At 35.4% G+C, this 18,142-nt stretch carries 20 protein-coding genes; 4 read left to right on the top strand and 16 right to left on the bottom strand.

Annotated elements, in window-relative coordinates:
- Positions 1 to 2: 2 nt before the first annotated feature.
- From AC106K_RS25445 to AC106K_RS25390, 12 genes are all read right to left on the bottom strand, one after another.
- Positions 3 to 299, bottom strand: coding sequence for a hypothetical protein (locus AC106K_RS25445; protein ID WP_482448382.1), 297 nt, complete (start codon positions 297 to 299; stop codon positions 3 to 5).
- Positions 286 to 1,248, bottom strand: a complete 963-nt coding sequence (locus AC106K_RS25440) for a reverse transcriptase domain-containing protein (RefSeq protein WP_482448380.1) — start codon at positions 1,246 to 1,248, stop codon at positions 286 to 288. Before AC106K_RS25440 ends, AC106K_RS25445 begins: the two co-directional genes overlap by 14 nt.
- A 219-nt stretch (positions 1,249 to 1,467) precedes the next feature.
- Complete coding sequence (locus AC106K_RS25435; protein WP_482448378.1) at positions 1,468 to 1,848, bottom strand: hypothetical protein; 381 nt, start codon at positions 1,846 to 1,848, stop codon at positions 1,468 to 1,470.
- A gap of 8 nt (positions 1,849 to 1,856) precedes the next feature.
- Positions 1,857 to 2,318: a hypothetical protein gene (locus tag AC106K_RS25430; protein WP_482448377.1), complete on the bottom strand. Its 462-nt coding sequence runs from the start codon at positions 2,316 to 2,318 to the stop codon at positions 1,857 to 1,859.
- An 11-nt stretch (positions 2,319 to 2,329) separates the two neighbouring features.
- Positions 2,330 to 2,815, bottom strand: coding sequence for a hypothetical protein (locus AC106K_RS25425; RefSeq protein WP_482448376.1), 486 nt, complete (start codon positions 2,813 to 2,815; stop codon positions 2,330 to 2,332).
- A 14-nt stretch (positions 2,816 to 2,829) separates the two neighbouring features.
- Entirely contained in the window at positions 2,830 to 3,456 is a 627-nt protein-coding gene (locus AC106K_RS25420; RefSeq protein ID WP_482448375.1) for a DUF3164 family protein, read from the bottom strand.
- Positions 3,453 to 3,614 (bottom strand): hypothetical protein, encoded by a 162-nt coding sequence (locus AC106K_RS25415; RefSeq protein ID WP_482448374.1) that lies wholly within the window; start codon positions 3,612 to 3,614, stop codon positions 3,453 to 3,455. Before AC106K_RS25415 ends, AC106K_RS25420 begins: the two co-directional genes overlap by 4 nt.
- The gene (locus AC106K_RS25410) at positions 3,598 to 3,909 is read right to left on the bottom strand and encodes a hypothetical protein (RefSeq protein ID WP_482448373.1); all 312 of its coding nucleotides are present in this window, start codon (positions 3,907 to 3,909) and stop codon (positions 3,598 to 3,600) included. Before AC106K_RS25410 ends, AC106K_RS25415 begins: the two co-directional genes overlap by 17 nt.
- 10 nt (positions 3,910 to 3,919) lie before the next feature.
- Entirely contained in the window at positions 3,920 to 4,549 is a 630-nt protein-coding gene (locus AC106K_RS25405) for a hypothetical protein (RefSeq protein WP_482448372.1), read from the bottom strand.
- A complete protein-coding gene (locus tag AC106K_RS25400) occupies positions 4,549 to 5,394 on the bottom strand; it encodes an AAA family ATPase (protein WP_482448371.1) in 846 nt (281 codons plus the stop codon). The genes AC106K_RS25405 and AC106K_RS25400 overlap by 1 nt, the downstream gene beginning before the upstream one ends.
- 10 nt (positions 5,395 to 5,404) lie before the next feature.
- A complete protein-coding gene (locus AC106K_RS25395) occupies positions 5,405 to 7,390 on the bottom strand; it encodes an integrase catalytic domain-containing protein (RefSeq protein ID WP_482448369.1) in 1,986 nt (661 codons plus the stop codon).
- A gap of 236 nt (positions 7,391 to 7,626) precedes the next feature.
- A complete protein-coding gene (locus AC106K_RS25390) occupies positions 7,627 to 7,899 on the bottom strand; it encodes a hypothetical protein (RefSeq protein ID WP_482448368.1) in 273 nt (90 codons plus the stop codon).
- Positions 7,900 to 8,016: 117 nt separating this feature from the next.
- Between AC106K_RS25390 and AC106K_RS25385 the strand changes: the two genes are divergently transcribed.
- Positions 8,017 to 8,841 carry a LexA family transcriptional regulator gene (locus tag AC106K_RS25385; protein WP_482448367.1) on the top strand — a complete coding sequence of 275 codons (825 nt, stop codon included), beginning with the start codon at positions 8,017 to 8,019 and terminating at the stop codon, positions 8,839 to 8,841.
- Between the two features lie 881 nt (positions 8,842 to 9,722).
- On the opposite strand, the gene AC106K_RS25380 is transcribed toward AC106K_RS25385, so the two are convergent.
- Complete coding sequence (locus tag AC106K_RS25380; RefSeq protein ID WP_482448365.1) at positions 9,723 to 10,943, bottom strand: type IX secretion system plug protein; 1,221 nt, start codon at positions 10,941 to 10,943, stop codon at positions 9,723 to 9,725.
- Between the two features lie 71 nt (positions 10,944 to 11,014).
- Here AC106K_RS25380 and AC106K_RS25375 point away from each other — a divergent pair, with 71 nt between their 5' ends.
- From AC106K_RS25375 to AC106K_RS25365, 3 genes are all read left to right on the top strand, one after another.
- The gene (locus tag AC106K_RS25375; RefSeq protein ID WP_482448364.1) at positions 11,015 to 11,653 is read left to right on the top strand and encodes an MBL fold metallo-hydrolase; all 639 of its coding nucleotides are present in this window, start codon (positions 11,015 to 11,017) and stop codon (positions 11,651 to 11,653) included.
- Positions 11,654 to 11,791: 138 nt separating this feature from the next.
- On the top strand, positions 11,792 to 12,355 hold the full coding sequence (locus AC106K_RS25370) for a hypothetical protein (RefSeq protein WP_482448363.1): 564 nt from the start codon (positions 11,792 to 11,794) through the stop codon (positions 12,353 to 12,355).
- A gap of 25 nt (positions 12,356 to 12,380) precedes the next feature.
- Positions 12,381 to 12,785 (top strand): DUF7674 family protein, encoded by a 405-nt coding sequence (locus tag AC106K_RS25365; protein WP_482448361.1) that lies wholly within the window; start codon positions 12,381 to 12,383, stop codon positions 12,783 to 12,785.
- A gap of 141 nt (positions 12,786 to 12,926) precedes the next feature.
- Here AC106K_RS25365 and AC106K_RS25360 read toward each other — a convergent pair whose 3' ends face one another.
- Genes AC106K_RS25360 through AC106K_RS25350 form a run of 3 tightly spaced genes read right to left on the bottom strand, consistent with a single transcriptional unit; the run spans position 12,927 to position 18,104 of the window.
- Positions 12,927 to 15,368 carry a TonB-dependent receptor gene (locus tag AC106K_RS25360; protein ID WP_482448359.1) on the bottom strand — a complete coding sequence of 814 codons (2,442 nt, stop codon included), beginning with the start codon at positions 15,366 to 15,368 and terminating at the stop codon, positions 12,927 to 12,929.
- Between the two features lie 23 nt (positions 15,369 to 15,391).
- Complete coding sequence (locus tag AC106K_RS25355) at positions 15,392 to 16,873, bottom strand: trehalase family glycosidase (protein ID WP_482448357.1); 1,482 nt, start codon at positions 16,871 to 16,873, stop codon at positions 15,392 to 15,394.
- Position 16,874: 1 nt separating this feature from the next.
- Entirely contained in the window at positions 16,875 to 18,104 is a 1,230-nt protein-coding gene (locus AC106K_RS25350; RefSeq protein WP_482448355.1) for an MFS transporter, read from the bottom strand.
- Between the last annotated feature and the right edge of the window lie 38 nt (positions 18,105 to 18,142).

Below are 18,142 nucleotides of genomic sequence, written 5' to 3'. Positions count from 1 at the left end.
AATTATGTAAATTCTAATCGTTTGTCATTTTTCTTAATTGTAGTCTTGAAAGGAAATTTATCTTCAGGAACTTGACATATTAAATCCATCAGATTTTTTGAACCTGTGAATACCACTCTTTTATTTTCTTCTCTTTCTATTTGTAAAGTGAGATATTTCGTGCCTGCTTTTTTTGTTGAATCTTGAATTTTAAAGCCTTCAACTATAATTTCAATATTTAAAATATCATCGATCTCAATTTTCTTTCCTGTAAATATGTCCTGTTTGGGCTTTATTCCTAAATCTTTAAAATTGAACATCCTGCATTAGCTTTTTCATTAATTTTTTTGAATTACAATGTTTTGCCCAACCATAATAAGAAGCCATTGAACCTTTATTAGGATTCCGTTTCAACATTCTTGCAAACCTCTTTTTTATTGATTTTCTTAATAGTATATGTGAATGGTAATGTTTGTAGCCTACAAAGTCGATTCCTCGCTTTGATATTGGGAATACCTGCCAATTACTTTTAACCTCTAGTTCTAAATTGATTTTAAAATAGCTTTCAATACTATTTAAAAGCAAGTGCAAATAGGCTTTGTCGTGGTGTAGTATTACAATATCATCTGCATATCTGAAGTAATATTTAATGCTTAGTTTTTCCTTTATCCAATGATCAAAATAAGTCAGATAGAAGTTTGCTAGATATTGACTAAGATAATTTCCAATAGGTAGTCCAGGGGCACTATCAATTATTTCATCTAAAAGCCAAAGGAGATCAGCATCTTTAAATTTTCTACGTAGTAAAATTTTCAAAATCTCATGATTAACATTTGGATAAAACTTTTTTATATCCAGTTTTAGACAGTAAGTAGTTTCATTTTCCTTTTTTAATGCTTTTCTGAGATTGAAAGATGCTTTGTGAATTCCACGGCCTTTAATACAACTGTAAGAATCTGCTGTGAATACAGCCACGAAAATAGGTTCTAAAACGTTCATTATTGCATGATGGCATATTCTATCTGGAAAGTATGGGAGGCGGTAAACCTCACGTTCTTTAGGCTCAAAAACCTTGAAAATATCATATTGTGAAGTTTTATATGTTTTACTGATCAATAAATTGTGAAGCTTCAAAATATTTTCTTCTCTATTTTTATTATGAAGACCCACACCATACTGTCTTGATTTGCCTTTCTGCGCTTTTTCGTCAGCTTTCATCAGATTTTCTATACTGACGATCTGTGAGAATAAATTATTCAATCTTTTCATGGCCTTTGCTTTTAAAAAAGTCATTTTCGGAAATTCCTACCAATGCCCTTTGGAAAGTTTGTTATTTTTTACCAAGAGGTAAGGTTTGCAGTGTTTTTTATTTTTGCTACATAGGTGAGAGCTGCAATTCGAATTCGAGTTCTGATTATCGGAGTTGTTGAACGAGAACCGACCAGACGAGGACGAACTAAAACCCAAACACTGCACAACCGTATTTTTTTAATCTATTACGAAATACTCTTTGTAAAGTTCTTCAAATTGTGCCCCTGCATAGTCTGCCAATTCTTCAGACTTGAAGCAAAGGCGAGAGCCGCAATCCGAACCCGAGTCCCGAAAAGCGGAGCCGTCGAACGAGAACCGACCAGACGAGAACGAATCGTCCATATAAAACCAGGGATACCATTTATCCCACTCACCATTATTCCAATCATGTATATGACCTTCATTAAGTGCTTCACAAATTACAATAAGTTTATAATGTGCAATTAATGGTTTTCTGTCCTTTTCAGGAATCATACTGAAGTCCGGTAGCGTTGTTTCTCTGTTTAGAACCTTGCAAGCATCTTCGAAGCTTTTTACTCTTTCTATGATTGTTGACATAATGTTTATTATTTAATAATGAAAAATTCTCTATAAATATCTATGAAGGTTTTTGCTGCATACTCGCATAAGTCTCTTGATTTAAAGCAAAGGCGAGAGCCGCAATACGAACCCGAGAGCAGATAAGCGGAGTGGCCGAACGAGAACCGACCAGACGAGGACGAATCGTCCATATAAAACCAGGGATAATATTTCCACTGATCATCATTCTGCCAATCAGCCGTCCAATCTTCATTCAAAGCAGATACAATTAACTTTAGTTGTTTGTAAGCGATCTCATCATCTGTAAGCCCTTCACATTGTTTTTTGAATTGATCATTACTAATACCATGATATAATAAAACATCGTCGAAGTGCTTTATTCTTTCCTTGATATCCTTTGGTTTTGGTGCGAACTTTATTTCACCTGTGCTTTTATCAAAGCTGTCAATCTGAAATCCTTCCGGAATTTGAATTTTTACTGAATCCATGTTTGTATAATTTAAATTGTGAATGCTTTTTCATAAATATCAATGAATTGTTTAGCTGCATACTGTGCCAATTCTTTAGATTTGAAGCAAAGGCGAGAGCCGCAAACCGAAACCGAGCACAGATTAGCGGAGCCGTCGAACGAGAACCGACCAGACGAGGACGAACTCATATTGAACCAATTAAACCACTTATTCCAATTTCCATTGTGCCAATCCGGTGTCCAGTCTTCATTTAAGGCTTTTGTAATTACTACCAACATTTGAGTATGCAAAATGTGTCCGGAAATTCCGGCAGCTTCAAGCTTCAAATACTCAATAACATCAGGATCATTGTCTCCGAGTTCTTTTACTGCATCATCAATAGATTTAATTCGGTCTTGAATATTCGTCTGAAAAGTTTTTTTACCAAATAAGTTTTCCAGTAATGTTTTGCCTTTAATAGTGGCTTCATTGTGCGCTTTTAAAGCGGCTTCTTTAGTGATTTCTAATGTTTGCATAATATTTTTTTTTTTTAAATTGCCGAAAAGTTCAACTCAATTGCTTCATATTGTCCAGATTGGTTTTTAACCCAAATTTTATGATAGCTTTTACTTTTTGGTCGGGAAATGCTTTCATCAATCAGATTCATTGCTTCTTCCCATCCTTTTTTTATCTGTTGGTTTTTAATCCTGCTTGAGTGTTTCCGGAGACTTAATATCTTTTTAGCATCCAGTTTGCCTCTTGAGGTCTGAAAGGCATCTTCTACCAGAGATATGATAAAATCATCACCTTGAATATTATTTCTGATCAGATCCATAAGCTTCTCTTTGGCAGAAGCAATTTTTATATCATCAAACTTTATGGCTTCCTGAACATCTACCTGAATTTTGATTGATCTGTCAAAACTGAACCAAGTAAAATTTCCTTTGCCATCAAGTTTTACATTATTGGCCTCTCTTTCTGCGTTTAAAATTTCCTCTGTGGCTTCTGTCACTGCATTTTTAATATCCTGCAAAAACTCATTGACCTTTTGTGCTTTTTTTACGAGAGCAAAGGCAGATTTTTCTTTCTTTCGTTCTATTGTAGTGGTCCTATTATATGGGATCTTAACCCCTGCTTCATCTTGCCAGAACTGGTCCTTTGAAGTAAATTGTTTCATATTGTGAAATTTTTTATCGTTAATTGTTTTAGTTGATTTTCCCTGTATTTGATTTCCTTTATAATTTCATCAGAAATTGTATCATCAGGACTATACAATAATTGCTCTTTCAGGTCGGCAATCATAGTTTCCAAGTCGGTTTCATTTGGCTGTTCCATAGTATTGTAGTTTGTTTATTTGTTCGGTAACTTCAGGGTGATTTTTAGGATAATCTTCCATATCATGCCATTTTTGCTTTTCAAAATAATATCCCAATTTATCCTGTCCTGGCATTCGTTGAGGGGCTGACCATCCGCTTTTCGCTACAAAATTTGCAAGGGCTACAATTCGGGCGCTGGCATAATCATCAACCTTATCTATTCTGAGTAGGTGAAGCCAACAGCGCTCATACCAGCTTAAGTAGTTATAAAAGCTATCCAGAGCAAGTATATCGTTTATAAGATCTCGTTTCATATGTAAATATTTATGTTAGTTTTAGTTCTGCTGCTCTCGCTCCCTCTTCCCAGATAATGAAAGGCTCATTACCGCCGAATCTTGATTGAATATTAGCAACAAAGTTTTTGATATTGATTTTCACGTCTGCATCATATCGGATTGCATCTGCTACGGAGCCTTTTGGTTGACTTCCCTTTGCGTGGCTTATGAATATGAATAAAACATCACTGAAAGTGCTTAAAAGCTCTTTATATTGCTTCTCTGTGATTCTCAAATACTGAAGACTGTCTATGAAAACAATTTTTGCAGAACGCTTTTTGCTTAATCGTGCTTTCATCGTTTCAAAGTCCTCACTCTCAAAAGAAAACCGGGAGCCACAAGCTTCCATATTATTACGTATACATGCTAGTCTAAACGATTCCCTGCCTCTTTCCTCTAATGTGTTATAATGAACTTTTTGAAAGGTTGAGAAATATTTTGCCAATTGCAGTGAAAGATCTGTTTTCCCGTTTCCGGATTCTCCCCAAATTAACCAACAACCATTGGTTTCCGGTTCTCCAAAGCTTTCCCTGAAAGTACCTTTAAAATCAAATGTTTTAAAATTCTGCTTATACAGGTCAGTGATTGATTTTGCTTTTTTTACTTTGATCTCACTCATTAGGCAGCTCTTTTTTTCATGAAATACACCTGTACATCTTTTCTCACTCTTCTCAGATCTCCTTCACACATATTGTAGTACTGATTGATAAGCTCTTCGTCAGTTAGCCCATTTTCTCGGCATATAAGAGCAACATCATCAATGGTAATTGGATCTAGGTAAATAAACTTCTTACCTATGCGAGAGTAAAACTCTTTATATCCAGATTTATCACGTTGGCAACCTCTTAAAATGCGTTTTTTAAGTGCTGGAACCCCAGAAACCACAAAACCACAATAACCGTCAAGTACATTATAGAAATCCATAAATAGATCTAAAGAACTATCGTTTAGCTTATCCAACTGATCAATAATAACAAGCGGTTTTTCTAATCCTTCCAGGTGATTTGTCAATCTTTCAAACATTTCATCAATGCTCCCATCATTGGTAAGCCCAAAGCTTTGGAGGATATTTTTCATATATGCTTTACGAGTCCAGAATGTTTTACACTCTACATAAAATACATTATCAACAAGTCTTTCATAGTGAGTATATGCATGTGATTTTCCTGCACCTGCATCATGTGATACACCTACACTGATAGAAGTGGTTTTACAGTTGTCCAAAAGAGCCATCATCATTTTAAAATTGGTGGTTTCTGCTGTCTTCCAACTGAAATCTATTTTTAATGCCACAATCACTCTTCTCCACATTCTTTCAGCTATTAGAGACCAGTTATTATTGATCATTTGGGAAAGAGTAGCTGCTGAAATTCCACATCTAACAGCAAGACTGTTCTGGCTTTCGCCTTTTCTAATTCTGATTTTTAATTCGCCAACAATGGCTTTTTTTTCATTATCTTTCATATTGTAAATTTTAAAATCGGTTCAAAATTGACATTCCGGCATCCATTGCGATTGCTTCTCTCTTTGGAGCAGAACCTTTAAATTTAATTTCCATATCCTGATCCTCAATCAGCCTTTCTGGGGTTATTCCTGTTCGTTTTCTCAGCGCTTCTACGGCTGCGAGATCCCGTTTGTATTCTTCTTCTCTAACTTTGTAATCCATTGCCCAAACTTTCTTATCAATTTCATCCATCAGGATTGGGATATTCACCTGTTTACGTTTTGGCTCTGCATTGGCAATAAATACCTTTTGTTTATCAGCTGTAAGCTCATAGAGTTGTACAAATACATCCATATTTTCCGGATCGTAACGCACAATAAATTTTTTCCCAATGTTTTTCCTTCTAAACTCAGTATCAATACTGCGGTCTTGATTATATACCTCAAATTGATATTTTTCACCTTTCAGCTTCATTGTTAAACCATCATTTTTATACGTTATCGGCTTACTTTCATCAACCCACATATATGACAGTATCTCTGGAATGGTAATCTCTTCTTTGATAGTCATTGGATGGGCATATACAGCCGTTCTACTTTCATTAAAATGTGGATGCATTGCCGAATTCCATTTTTGTACAGCAGTTTCCCATGCGCGATATAGATCTTCTTTGGTCTTTAAGTGATGTTGATTTTCAAGGATAAAATCAGTATTTACCTTATTATCATCACGCTTTACTGTTATACTCTGACCATCAGAAAACCAAAACTTTGTTATAACCTCTTGCTGAAGCCTTTTAAATAGTCCTTCAGCAGGACTACTGTGACTTCTAGCTTTATGGGAGTAATGTGTTCCTTTTGATTCTTCATTCTGTGCAACTATATTACTGTACAGTTCCTGCATTCTTGCGGATTGGTGAGCGGACTGTTTATCATAAGTGAATAGATAGGGGCGGTAGCCTGCATGCTGAACTGCCATTTTAACTGCTTTGAAGTGGTCTGTATGATCTTCCGTTTCAGAGAGACTCCAGCCAATAATCTTTTCGCTGTAGACATCAAAAATTACGTTGATTCGTAGAGAAGCTCCCATTTTGTTTGATTTACTATCATCAAAATGTATCCAGTCAAGCTTAGTTCCGTCGATAGCCCAATAAATATTAGGAAACCATCCGCTTTTATCTATTGTAGTTTTGTGTTGGAACTTGTTTTTATAAGCTTCTTTCCCGTGTCTTGCAAGTGTCCAGATTCTTTCCTGCTCTGGCTCATATAACCATTTATAGGCAGCAGCTTCCGTAATTTCTGGGAAATTTCTTTCCTCTCGTATCTTGTTATACTCACTAATGACCATAGGAATTGTAAGTTTCACAGGAAGACTATAATAAGCCAGTAGAAAATCAGCTATTTCACCTTTAATCTTTGCTGTATACTGGTTACCTTCGTTTTTATGGATAAATATTTGGTATCCGTTTGTCAGATAATCATTATATCTTAATCTGAGATTTTTAGCTGCTGTCGGGAGCGTATGATCAAATTTTTTAAGATCTAGCTTATTGATAGCATCAGAAACGTTATCCCAGATCTTCATTTTACGCTTTCCAAACATTTTATTTGCTACCCCCTGATTTTTAAATATCGTTTGAACAGCATTTAAAATACAACAGTTCCATGTTCTTTGTCTCTGCTTTTCAGGACTTATTGATTTACCTTCTGGGGTTCTATGTTCAGAATAGAATTGAGCTGCTTTTTTATCAAATTCTATAAAAGGCTCAAGTAAGTTTATAACAGTAACATCTTCCGGCCTTCCTAACTTCTGAATACACACATCCTGTAAATCTGGAGGAAGGTGGTAAAAATTTAATAGTGCTTCATTACCTGCCCCCTTTCCTTCACGACTTCTTGTTAGCTGCCCTCTGTGACACTTTATATTATAATTCTTATAGCTCATTAATCCCCATTCTTTATATAAAAGACTGGCAGGAATAGAAAGTATATTGTTATGATATAAATAAGTTTTCATTTTAATATTAATTGTACAGAAAGTGGGATTCGAACCCACTTTGCAAGTATTTATCTTACATGTTCCCTGTGAACATTTTTCTGTGTTGGTTATTTACCTGTATTTGATTTTTAGAATAAACCCAAAAAACACACTATAAGTTGCTTTTTGCTTTTTACCTGTATTAGAATCTATAACATCAATAGTTACATGATAAAACAGGTACTGCTGAATAAATCTTCTTATCATTTTCATATTTATTTCATTAAAAGTTCTTTCCTTTTGTCTATAACTTGCTTTAATGCATCTACAACCTCAAAATGATGTTTCTGATAAACTCTAAAAAATGCCTGTTTTGCTGACATTGCCTTAATTCCAACTATTTCAGCTACCAGTGACCAATCACCACGCCTTTTATCTTTTAAAAGACCATCTAAAACCTCTAAATGCTTTTCTTCTTCTTCATTTTTTGGAGTGTAAGAAAACCTTGATATAGTAGGTATTTTTACGGTTTTTACGGTTTCGCTCATTATTTATATATTTTTTGTACTACTTTTGTCTCGTAATGAGTACAAATATCGAAACTTTTTTCGAATAAAAAAGAAAAATTCGAAACTTTTTTCGTTTAAAAACGTAATACATTGATAATGAGCACAATTAATTTTCGAATTAAACAAATGGTAGACTATTTTGCTAATGGAAACAACTCTGAATTTGGCAATTTAATAGGAGTAAATGAAGCAAATATTCGAAATTATATTAATGGGACAGAGCCGAAATTTAGCATTTTAGAGAAAATCGCAAAAAAATTCGAAATAAGTTTCGAGTGGCTTATTCTTGGAGTAGAACCAATGCTTCCTATTAAAGATCTTGTTAAGGTTACTAATCAGATAATTTCATTCGAAAATAAAATCCCTCAAGTTGTTACTATTGATGCTCATAATTCAGATAATATTGTATTAGTACCTGGAAAATTAAAAGCAGGGTATTTAGAGGGATATAATGACCCAGAGTTTATTAAAACCCTGCCTGCATATCGAATGCCTGGCTTGAATAATGGCGTTTTTAGGATGTTTGAGATGGAAGGAGACTCCATGTTTCCTACAATCCCTAATAAAAGTTACGTTGTGGGCCAATTTGTTGACAATTGGCTTACTGGAATAAAGGACAATCAAGTTTATGCAGTAATTTCTAATGAAATAAAGGATGGTTTACTAAAACGCTGTTTGAACAGAATTGACAAATACAATAATCTCATTTGTAAATCTGACAACAGAAGAGAATTTCCTACTCAAAATATCGATCCGGCCAGTATAAAAGAGATATGGGAAGTTAAACTACATCTTAACTTCAACCTTCCAGATCCAGCAGACATTTATGACAGAATGAACGATATTGAAGCTGAATCACAACAAATCAAAGAAGTTTTAAGGCAATTAGCAGTAAATCAGAATATTAACGTGAATTTATAGATAAAGCAAATGTCTTTACGGTCGCATTATAAGCCGTTTTTAATGCTTTAAGTGTACTTTTTAACGCTTAACAATTGTTTTTAATACGCTTTAAAATAGCTTTTTTGTAGTCCTTAATGTAGTTCTAATTGTAGTTTTAAGCAGTTTTTGATAATTATTTGCAATTTTAGAAAAAATAAGACAAAAACCCTTTACAATGCCTATGGATAGGTAACTGTAGTTACTTTATTATTTATACATTAATAAGACTTTAAAGCGGATTTAAATTTGGCTAAAATGGTATTTAAATAGTATTTTAGGGATATTATGTTTGGACACAAAAAAAGAGCCTTTTCAAGCTTTTTCTCTTTATTTATGGGCGTTTTCAGCCTTTTTTATTTTTCAAATTATTGCCCTTTTTGTTTTATGGGGGGTAAAACTTTTCATAATACAAAGATATATTTATTGATTAAAATTCAATTGAAAATATAAATCATTAAACAAAACACAATAATGATTTTAAAAAGAAGAGAATTAATTAAAAATAATTTTATTTTTATAAATATTTTTGATTGATATATTTAACAAAAATCAAAATTTTGTGAATTATTTTTTTCACTATGCAGTGCATTATAATGTAATCTCAAAAGATGATCTTCAAAAAAACCGTCTTTTTCTATTTTATGTTTCAATATGTGCTGATTATTTTGAAACAAAGCTCTGTAAACCTGTTAGGTTTGACTCTCCACATTTTATAGAATAAAAAATACTGTACTTAAAATATATCACAGGCCGTTTAGCCACTCATCCATTACATTCTCAACAATGATAAAAAAATGCTACCTCTCCAGAGATAGCATTCGTTTTTATTTAAATGTAAAATTATATAAGAATAAGCATCATTAACGTTTACTCGAAATCGGTGTTCTGAATTCTCCGTATCCTATCAGCCCATCGTAATTTCTCCCGAAAGGAGCATAATATAGAAATGCCTGATAAAGGTTTTCGGTCTGCCAGAAGTTTCCATTCACTTCTCCGAAATTTAAAGGTCCATTCCCTTCTTTGGTCACCAGAACATAGTTATAAAATCCCTGTTTAAGGAATATTTTGGCCACATACTGCTTGGTAGCGGCATCATACTGCATCTGATTTTCTTTACTTGGCAGGAAATTGTTGAATCCGCCCAAGACATAGATTTCTTTATCTACAGGATCAGATTCCAGATAAAAATGTACCCAGGAATAATCGGCTTCTCTTTCAGCATCTCTTTCTCTTCCCAGATCGTTTCGTCTGTAATACCAGGCACCGTTCACATCCGGCTGGTACTGATAATTTAAAGGAAATGCCCATACAGGGTGCAGATAAGTTTGGTTTACATCATCTTTAATCTCCGTGGCGCGCACCATATCTGCGGCCATATTCATATTCTTATTATCAAAATAATAGAATTCATTATCGCCTGGAAATACCAGATTCATCTGTTGGAAAAGCAGCTGATTTCCTAAAACTGAACTGGCCTTTTGATTGGTGATCACCATATTCGGGTTATTATTCTGCATAACATTCAACGTCATCGAATTGACATTGGAAGAAATATCTCCTCCTTTTGGCAATGCCTTCACTTCTACCCGCTGATTGATATTCGGATTTTTGGCGTCTGCGATTCTTGAAATATTCAATCCCAGAGAAACCATATCTTCTACCAAATAAAACCTTCTTTTGAAAAGAGGCTGATCAGCAGAATCTTTGTAAACGATCAATTCATAATTTCCTGAAATCTTCGGTTGAATCTTATCGTTAGGAAAGGTCAGTTTATAATGGGTATAAGCCTGTAATGTATTGAAGGAATACTGAAACTGATCAAGAAGTGCATTCATACTTCCTGTCGCAAATTCTGTATAAAACAGATTGTCATCATTCCAGTTTCTGTCATAATGTTTGATGGTGTACCGATAAATATCGCTTCTATTGGTAAGGTCATCAAAGCTTAACACCAATTGTTCACCGAATTTAATGACCGGAGTTTCATCATTGGTCTGGGGATTAAACAACTGGATACTCTGGATATTTTGTCCATAAACCAGTCCGCCTAAAGAGAGTAAGAGTATTCGCAAAGTTTTCATTATGACGAAGATAACGAAAAATAGCCATTTTCTTAATAATATTGTATTTTTGAAATAAAAATAATTCAGATATGCTTCAGATCCAAGGCTTCGTATTCAACTTTGCGAGCGAAAACACTTATATCATTTACAACGAAAATAAAAATGCATGGTTAATTGATCCGGGAAATATGAGTCCTCAGGAAACGCAGGCTATTGCCAACTTTATTACGGAGAAAAGTTTAAACATTCAGAAAATACTTCTGACTCACGCCCATATTGATCATGTATTTGGGCTTCAATGGGCTTTTGATACCTTTAAAGTACCTGTTAATATGCACCAGGAGGATCAGGAAGTATTGGATATGCTTCAGGCAAGCGGAGTAAGATTCGGAATGCAGATTGATCCTGTAAAAGTAGATGTAGAATATGTAAAAGAGGGAGATGAATTGGAACTGGATGGAGAAAAATTTAAAATTTACCATGTTCCGGGACATTCTCCGGGAAGTGTAGTCTATCATAACGAAAACCAGAAATTTATGATCTCCGGTGATGTCCTTTTTGAAGGCAGTATCGGAAGAACAGATTTGTATAAAGGAAATTATGATCAGCTGATCGATGGGATTAAAACCAAGCTTTTTGTTTTGGACAATGATACTCAGGTATTTTCAGGACATGGAAATCCTACTTCGATTGGGTTTGAAAAACAATACAATCCGTTTCTGAAGTAAAAAAATTTAAACGCCAAAGATTACAAATTTATATTTCCAAAAATTGAACCTTGTTGTGATGAAATATTATACATTTCTTTGAAACAAGGTTCTTTTGAATTATAATTTTGGAAATACAACCTACTACATAACCGTTCAATGGAAAATTCAATAAAAATAGGTAATCATGACTATGATAACAACAGCGAACATTTCTTGCTGAAATGGGGAGAATCTATAAGTAATATCAATGAGTTATCTTATCTGAATCAATTTCCTAATCTTAAATCGGCTACTTTTACCAGTACCAACCTCAACGATGAAGGTTTGGCCCATGTATCAAACTGCAGAGGGATTGAAAATTTAAATTTACAGGATACTGAAATTACGAATGACGGCTTAAAATATTTACAGAATCTGACACTACTGAAGTATCTTCGATTAAAAGAGAACTCACAACTTACAGACGACTGTATTCCCCATTTGATGGAATTGGATTATTTACAAAATCTGCAAATACAAGAAACATCAATTACTGAAAGTGGGCTGAAAAAATTAACGGTATTACAGTGTCTTGATATGCTTGTTGTTGACGTTTATAACAACAATTATACATTTGACGGTCTTTTACAAATATCTCGTGAACTTCCGGATTGTGAGATTTTAGCAAAAGGGAATGGATCATTCCGTAATGGTGAATTTAACGGAAAATGGAAGCATTAAAATTGGGGTTAGAAAAATAAAGTTGATGGATAAAGCATACAACATAAATCAGATTGATGCTGTATTTGATTTGCTGGTTTCAGATTCATCCTATTTGAAAAAAAATTGGGCTGAATATTACCATAAAGAATATAAAGACAATCGTGAACGACTTTTGTATTTTGATATGATGGCGATCAGTGCTTTCGTAATAAAGTTATTTCAAAAGAAAAAATCGAAAGACCTTCAATCATTTTTTGATAAAGTTGAGATTATTCTTAAAGACGCTGATTCCGAAGTTAAAAATTTAATTTTGGCAGGATTAATAGAGGGTATTCAACAAATATGTCCGTATGAAAATATTGATATGCGATACGAATTTGATACCTGGCTCTCACCTTTAACTAAAAAGAACTGGGATGAAATAACGGGCTTTTTTAAATTTGATTAAGCAGAATAATAGACTCATTCTGTATGCAACAAAGATTTTTACGCAAGACAATCTAGAAATCAAAAAACTTGTTCGAACAGACAAAATAAAACCGCCAGGGAAATCACTCCTGACGGTTTCGCGTTTATGAAGAAATAGAGTTTAGAAATCTAAAGTGATGGAAGCTCTGGCTGCAGCACCCATAATAGGTCTCGCCATTCTGATGTTTCCTACAGTGGAAGTTGATCTTGGGTCTCCTTCGGTAATTCCAATGGTATTAAAGATATTGGTTCCGTCTACAGCAAAACGGATTTTCCCCAGCTGATAAGACATTCCTGCTCCAAATTCGGTGAACGAAGGCAGAATATTATCATCGGTATTTCCTTCATTCTGGAAACGTTTTCCGTAATAGTTCATACTTACATAAGCTCTCCATTCTTTGGTAATATTCACAGCAGGAGAAATATTAAAATAGAACTTCGGCATTCTTCGTACTACATTTCCATCATAATCGAATGTAGAACCATCTGCATTTCTTCCTTTAAAATCTTTATACTTCGGATTCTGGATGGTCCCGTTAAAAGTAACTTCAAGAATATTGTTGAACAGTCTTGTGTATCCTTCAATCTCTACCCCGATATTGGTGGTATTGGCAAATTTATTTTCAGAAGTTCCGTCTGAGAAGACATCTGTGAATGAAAGATTCTTCAAAGTAGAGTAAAACGGAATAACGGCAATATCAAACGTACGGGAATAGTATTTATATCCTATTTCCAACTGATTGGTCAGTACCGGTTTGATCTGGCTCAGGTTGGTCATATTGTTGTAATACGCTTCTTCATTCGGGGATCTGAACCCACTGGAAAAACGGGCATATACCGCATTCTCTTTATTGATCTTATAATTCGTTGCCAATGTGTAAGAAACCTTGTTTACATCATAATACCAATACGTATACTGATTTCCCAAAACAGACATATTATCATCTGCTGTCGTCGTCGCAAAGCTATGCGTTCCGTCAGTGGTCAGCCCGGAATTATTAAGATTAGCCTTTGTGGTATTTACACCGTATCCTTTATAATAATCACGGCTGTAACGAATTCCTCCGTTAAAGCTCCAGGCATCTGTGATATTATAATCTAAATTCAGATATACATCGTTCAGACTTCCCTGAATTTGTGAATTTCTGAGCAGGAACGACATTGCTGTAACGCCGTTATATGTTTTGGAGTATCCTGTGCTTGACGGGGTAAGAGATGTATCTACCAGGTTCAGCAATTCCGGTCTGTCTGTTGCGGTAGTCAAAATATTACTCCAGTTCCAGTATTGGTTTGACTTCCAGTTTGATTTATAAAAACCGGCTGTCACATTTCCTTTATCAAATTTATAATTGAATTGAAGGTCATTGACGAAATTATTCATCTTCTTATCGATTGCCCAGAGCCCAAGTTCCTGTACAAACTGAGGGTTAACAATTCCCCCACCGCTTGCTAATGAATATTGATAATTACTTCCGGTAATGCCGCTTCGCTTCGCAAAATCTGAGGCTGTATACGGAGCTCCTGCAGGGAAGATCCCGGTGTAATTCATATCGATATTCGTATATCTTGTTTTGTTTAAAACTGTGAAATTGTTTCCGAGATCATATTTAAACTCTGCTCCTACCACATCCACTTTCGGATGAATTCCATTTTCCAGATCTCTGCTGAAAAATCCTCCCCCAGCCTGTGGAATGTTAAGCTGTCCGATATTTCTGTAGCTGTAAGTTCCGTAGTTTGCATCAAATCCGGGGAATTCTTTTAATGTGTTTCCATCCTGAAGCAAAGGGATAGGAAGATAGAATGTATTTCTGTCATCCAGTTTTTTATAGTAAACCTTCACATAGCCTTTATCAAAGACATATTTCAGATTCATTCTGATCTGTCCGCCATTATTGGCTTTAAAACCTGTCTTTCTGATCCCGTCATCAGTTCTGTAAAAACCTCCTACATTGAAGAACAATTTATCCTTCACTAAAGCACCTCCTACATTGAGATCTGTACGCATCAATCCATAGGTGCTGGTTTCAATTTTTGCAGTTCCTTTAAAATCATTTCCTCCTTCTTTGGTAATAAAATTGATAAGACCTCCCGGAGAATTGTTGGCATAAATAGAACCTGAGCCTCCTCTCAAAGCTTCCAAACGGCTCACTGAATTATCTACTCGGAAAAAGTTGTCTGCATTGGCAAACTGAAGTGCCCCGTCTTCAAAAACCGGAAGACCATCTTCCTGTACCTGCACAAATTCATAGGCACCGGCAGAAGGAATCCCTCTGGCAAACAGGTTATTTCCCACTTCACCTCCTGAAGTTTCTACCGCAAATCCGGGAACTCTCTGTAGTAAAGCAGCAGCACTTATCGGGTTCTGCTTCTGAATTTCCTTGGCACTGAATGTCGAAATTGCAGTACTGGATTCTATTTTTTTCTTCGGATTCGAATTTCCGGTGATGACAATCTGATCGATAGAAGAAACTTTGGCAGAATCCTGCGGAGTTTCCTGGGCATAAGCATTATTAAAATATAACGTAGCTGTAGCGGCGATTAAAAAGATTGATTTTTTTTTCATAGCCTTATTTTTTATTGTTAGTTTCAGTTTTGTTGTAATTGTAAATACACGCCATTCGTCCAACCGAATCCATCCTGATTGGGGTATTCCCCGCCGCCTGCTATTGTTTCTGTATCTAATGCATTGTATTTTTCCATCAGTTTTCCGGTGTTTTTGTAGACTCTTTCTACATTAGAACACCAGTTATTTTTAATTTTTTCTGCCAGCTCATGGAACCCGTAATTTTTCATGGCTTTGAAGCCCAGCCACTGATAAGGAGCCCAGGCATTGGGAAGATCCCATTGCTGACCTGAATTTTTGGTTGTTGTCACCAATCCTCCCGGATATAAAAACTTTTCAGAAAGACTCTGAGCTACCGCTTCAGCCTGTTCCTGATCTGCAATTCCGAGGAATAAAGGATAAAGAGCAGCAATATGTTCAGACGGTGTTGTTGTGTGTTTTTTAATATGATAATCTTTGTAAATCTCTATTTCTTCATCCCAGAAGTATTTCTTGATCATCTGTCTTCGCTTTGCTGCTCTTTCAGTAAAATAATTTTCTTTTTCGGTAAGATTCCGAAGCGCTGATGATTTTGCCAGTGTCATTTCCAAATGCCACAAAAGGCTGTTCAGGTCTACCTGTGCAAGGTTCAGCGTTTCTATAGTCTGTATATATTCGCCATCTGCAAACCATCGGCTGGAAAAATCCCATCCGGATTCGCAGGCACTTCTTATATTTCTGTAAAATTCTTCTCCAGAAGCATTTTCATGATCTTCAATATCGATCAGATAGCTTTCCGGACGGGGTACGTTTTCTGCATCATAATAACGGTTCAGAAGATCTCCATCCCCTGTTCTGATCACTCTTTTTATCTCTGAATTGTTTTGAAGCCCTTCTTCTCCATTCATCCAGAAAGCATATTCTTTTTCCAGAGTATCATGATATTGGATATAAATATCTTCCTTACCTGTGGTTTCAAAAAGAAGATCCAGCATCAGCGAAAAATAAGGCGGCTGTGAACGACTTAGAAAATGAGTTCTGCTGGCATTCGGGACAAACCCCTGTGTCTGAATCAGGTAAGAACAGTTTTCAATAATATTTTCCATCATCTCTATTCTGCCGGAAGCTTTTAACCCTAACATAATAAAGTAGCTGTCCCAGTAGAAAAATTCATTGAAACGGCCTCCCGGAACTACGTAAGGTTTTGGCAATTTCAAAAGTGTTCCTTTTTCTTCATAGGCTGTACGGGTCAGTTCGTCCCATAATTTTTCAATATGCTCCTCAATAGGAAGATGATCTTCTCTCTTAATAGAAACTTTTGCGCCCAGAAAATCAAAGTGAGCCATTACAAATTTTTTCAGATCAAACCCTTCCGTATTTTTGGCATTCTCATACTCTTCATTGATTTTGGTGATAGGAAACAGAGGAACTGCATCTGTCATCATTTTTTGATCTTCAAAAATCTCGGATCTCTGTACTGCATCAAAAAGATTCTGAATTTCGTTGATGTAAAGTTGATTACTCATTTTATTTCTTAGGATTAATTTTTAATTTATTCATGAAAACAGCTGACGTGATCAGTAATGAAAGCGGAATCAGGGAAAGGTAAAATGCCTGTTGCCCGCTGAATTCCTGAAATACAAAACCTGTGATAACCGACCCTATTGTTCCGCCAATCGCTGAGAAAACAACGATCAGTCCGGACATCGCACTATGCAGATATTTAGGAATGGAAGCCAGGATCACCGAATTGATACTCGGATAAATGGGAGCTAATAACCCACCCATCAAAGGAAATACATACACCACAAGAGGAGCATTCAGCCAGCTTGTATTGGCATCAATATGAATATTATGCGTCAGTGGTAAAACCAAAATCAGACTTATCGCAAAACCAATAACACAAAAGGAAACGACATAGATCCAGCTGAATGTCTTTGAGAAAAATCCGGATAAAAACCGCCCCAAAGCAAACGCTCCTGCCAGAACTGCCCCTGCCTGAATACTCATCGATGTAGGAACTTTTAAAATTTCTTTATAAAAAGTAGGAGTCCATGTCTGGAAGCTCTGCTCCACCAGCACAAAAAGAAAAGCACATAAGAGAAAGCACAATACTTTTTTATAACTGAACAGACTCACGCTATTTTTCAAATCACCAAGCAAGTCCGTTTTTTCACTTTTTGCTTCTTTTTCATTTAGTTTTGAAAAGAATAAAAATAAAAATGATAACGTTGAAACTCCGCCCAACACCCAATAAACGTTCAGCCAGTGGGTAGATTTCGGATTATGATCATCAATATATAAACTGAATAAAAGATTTCCAGCCAATACCCCGATCATGAAAAACCCTTCCAGAAATCCCATAAAACTGGAATGTTCTTTATCGGTTTCTGTCACCAGACCTATAGAAGTAAATACGGAGATCTTAATCAGTGCAAAGGAGATTCCTACAATCGCAAATAATAATTTGAAGAACCAGAAATCATTAGCAAACGGCATCACAAAGCACATACCGCTTACCAGAAACAAAGCCGTCAGCATTGAATTTTTGATTCCAATCTTTGGAAGAAAGGAAGCCAGAATGAAAGAACATATCGCAATAGGAAGATCTTTGAAGCCCTCCAGCACACTGGCAGAAGATTTTGAAATTCCAAAATTCTGCTGTACCTGCAGGATCACTGTTCCTACAGAATTCAGGAGAATGGCAAAGACAAAATAGTTTAAAAATAAAACTGCCTTGATGTTAATATTTTTCATTCAGGTTATTTCTTGTCGGCTAAGATAAAAGCAATTGT

It is taken from the genome of Chryseobacterium sp. FR048, from assembly GCF_056844665.1.
This window is presented reverse-complemented; position numbering and strand designations above follow the sequence as displayed.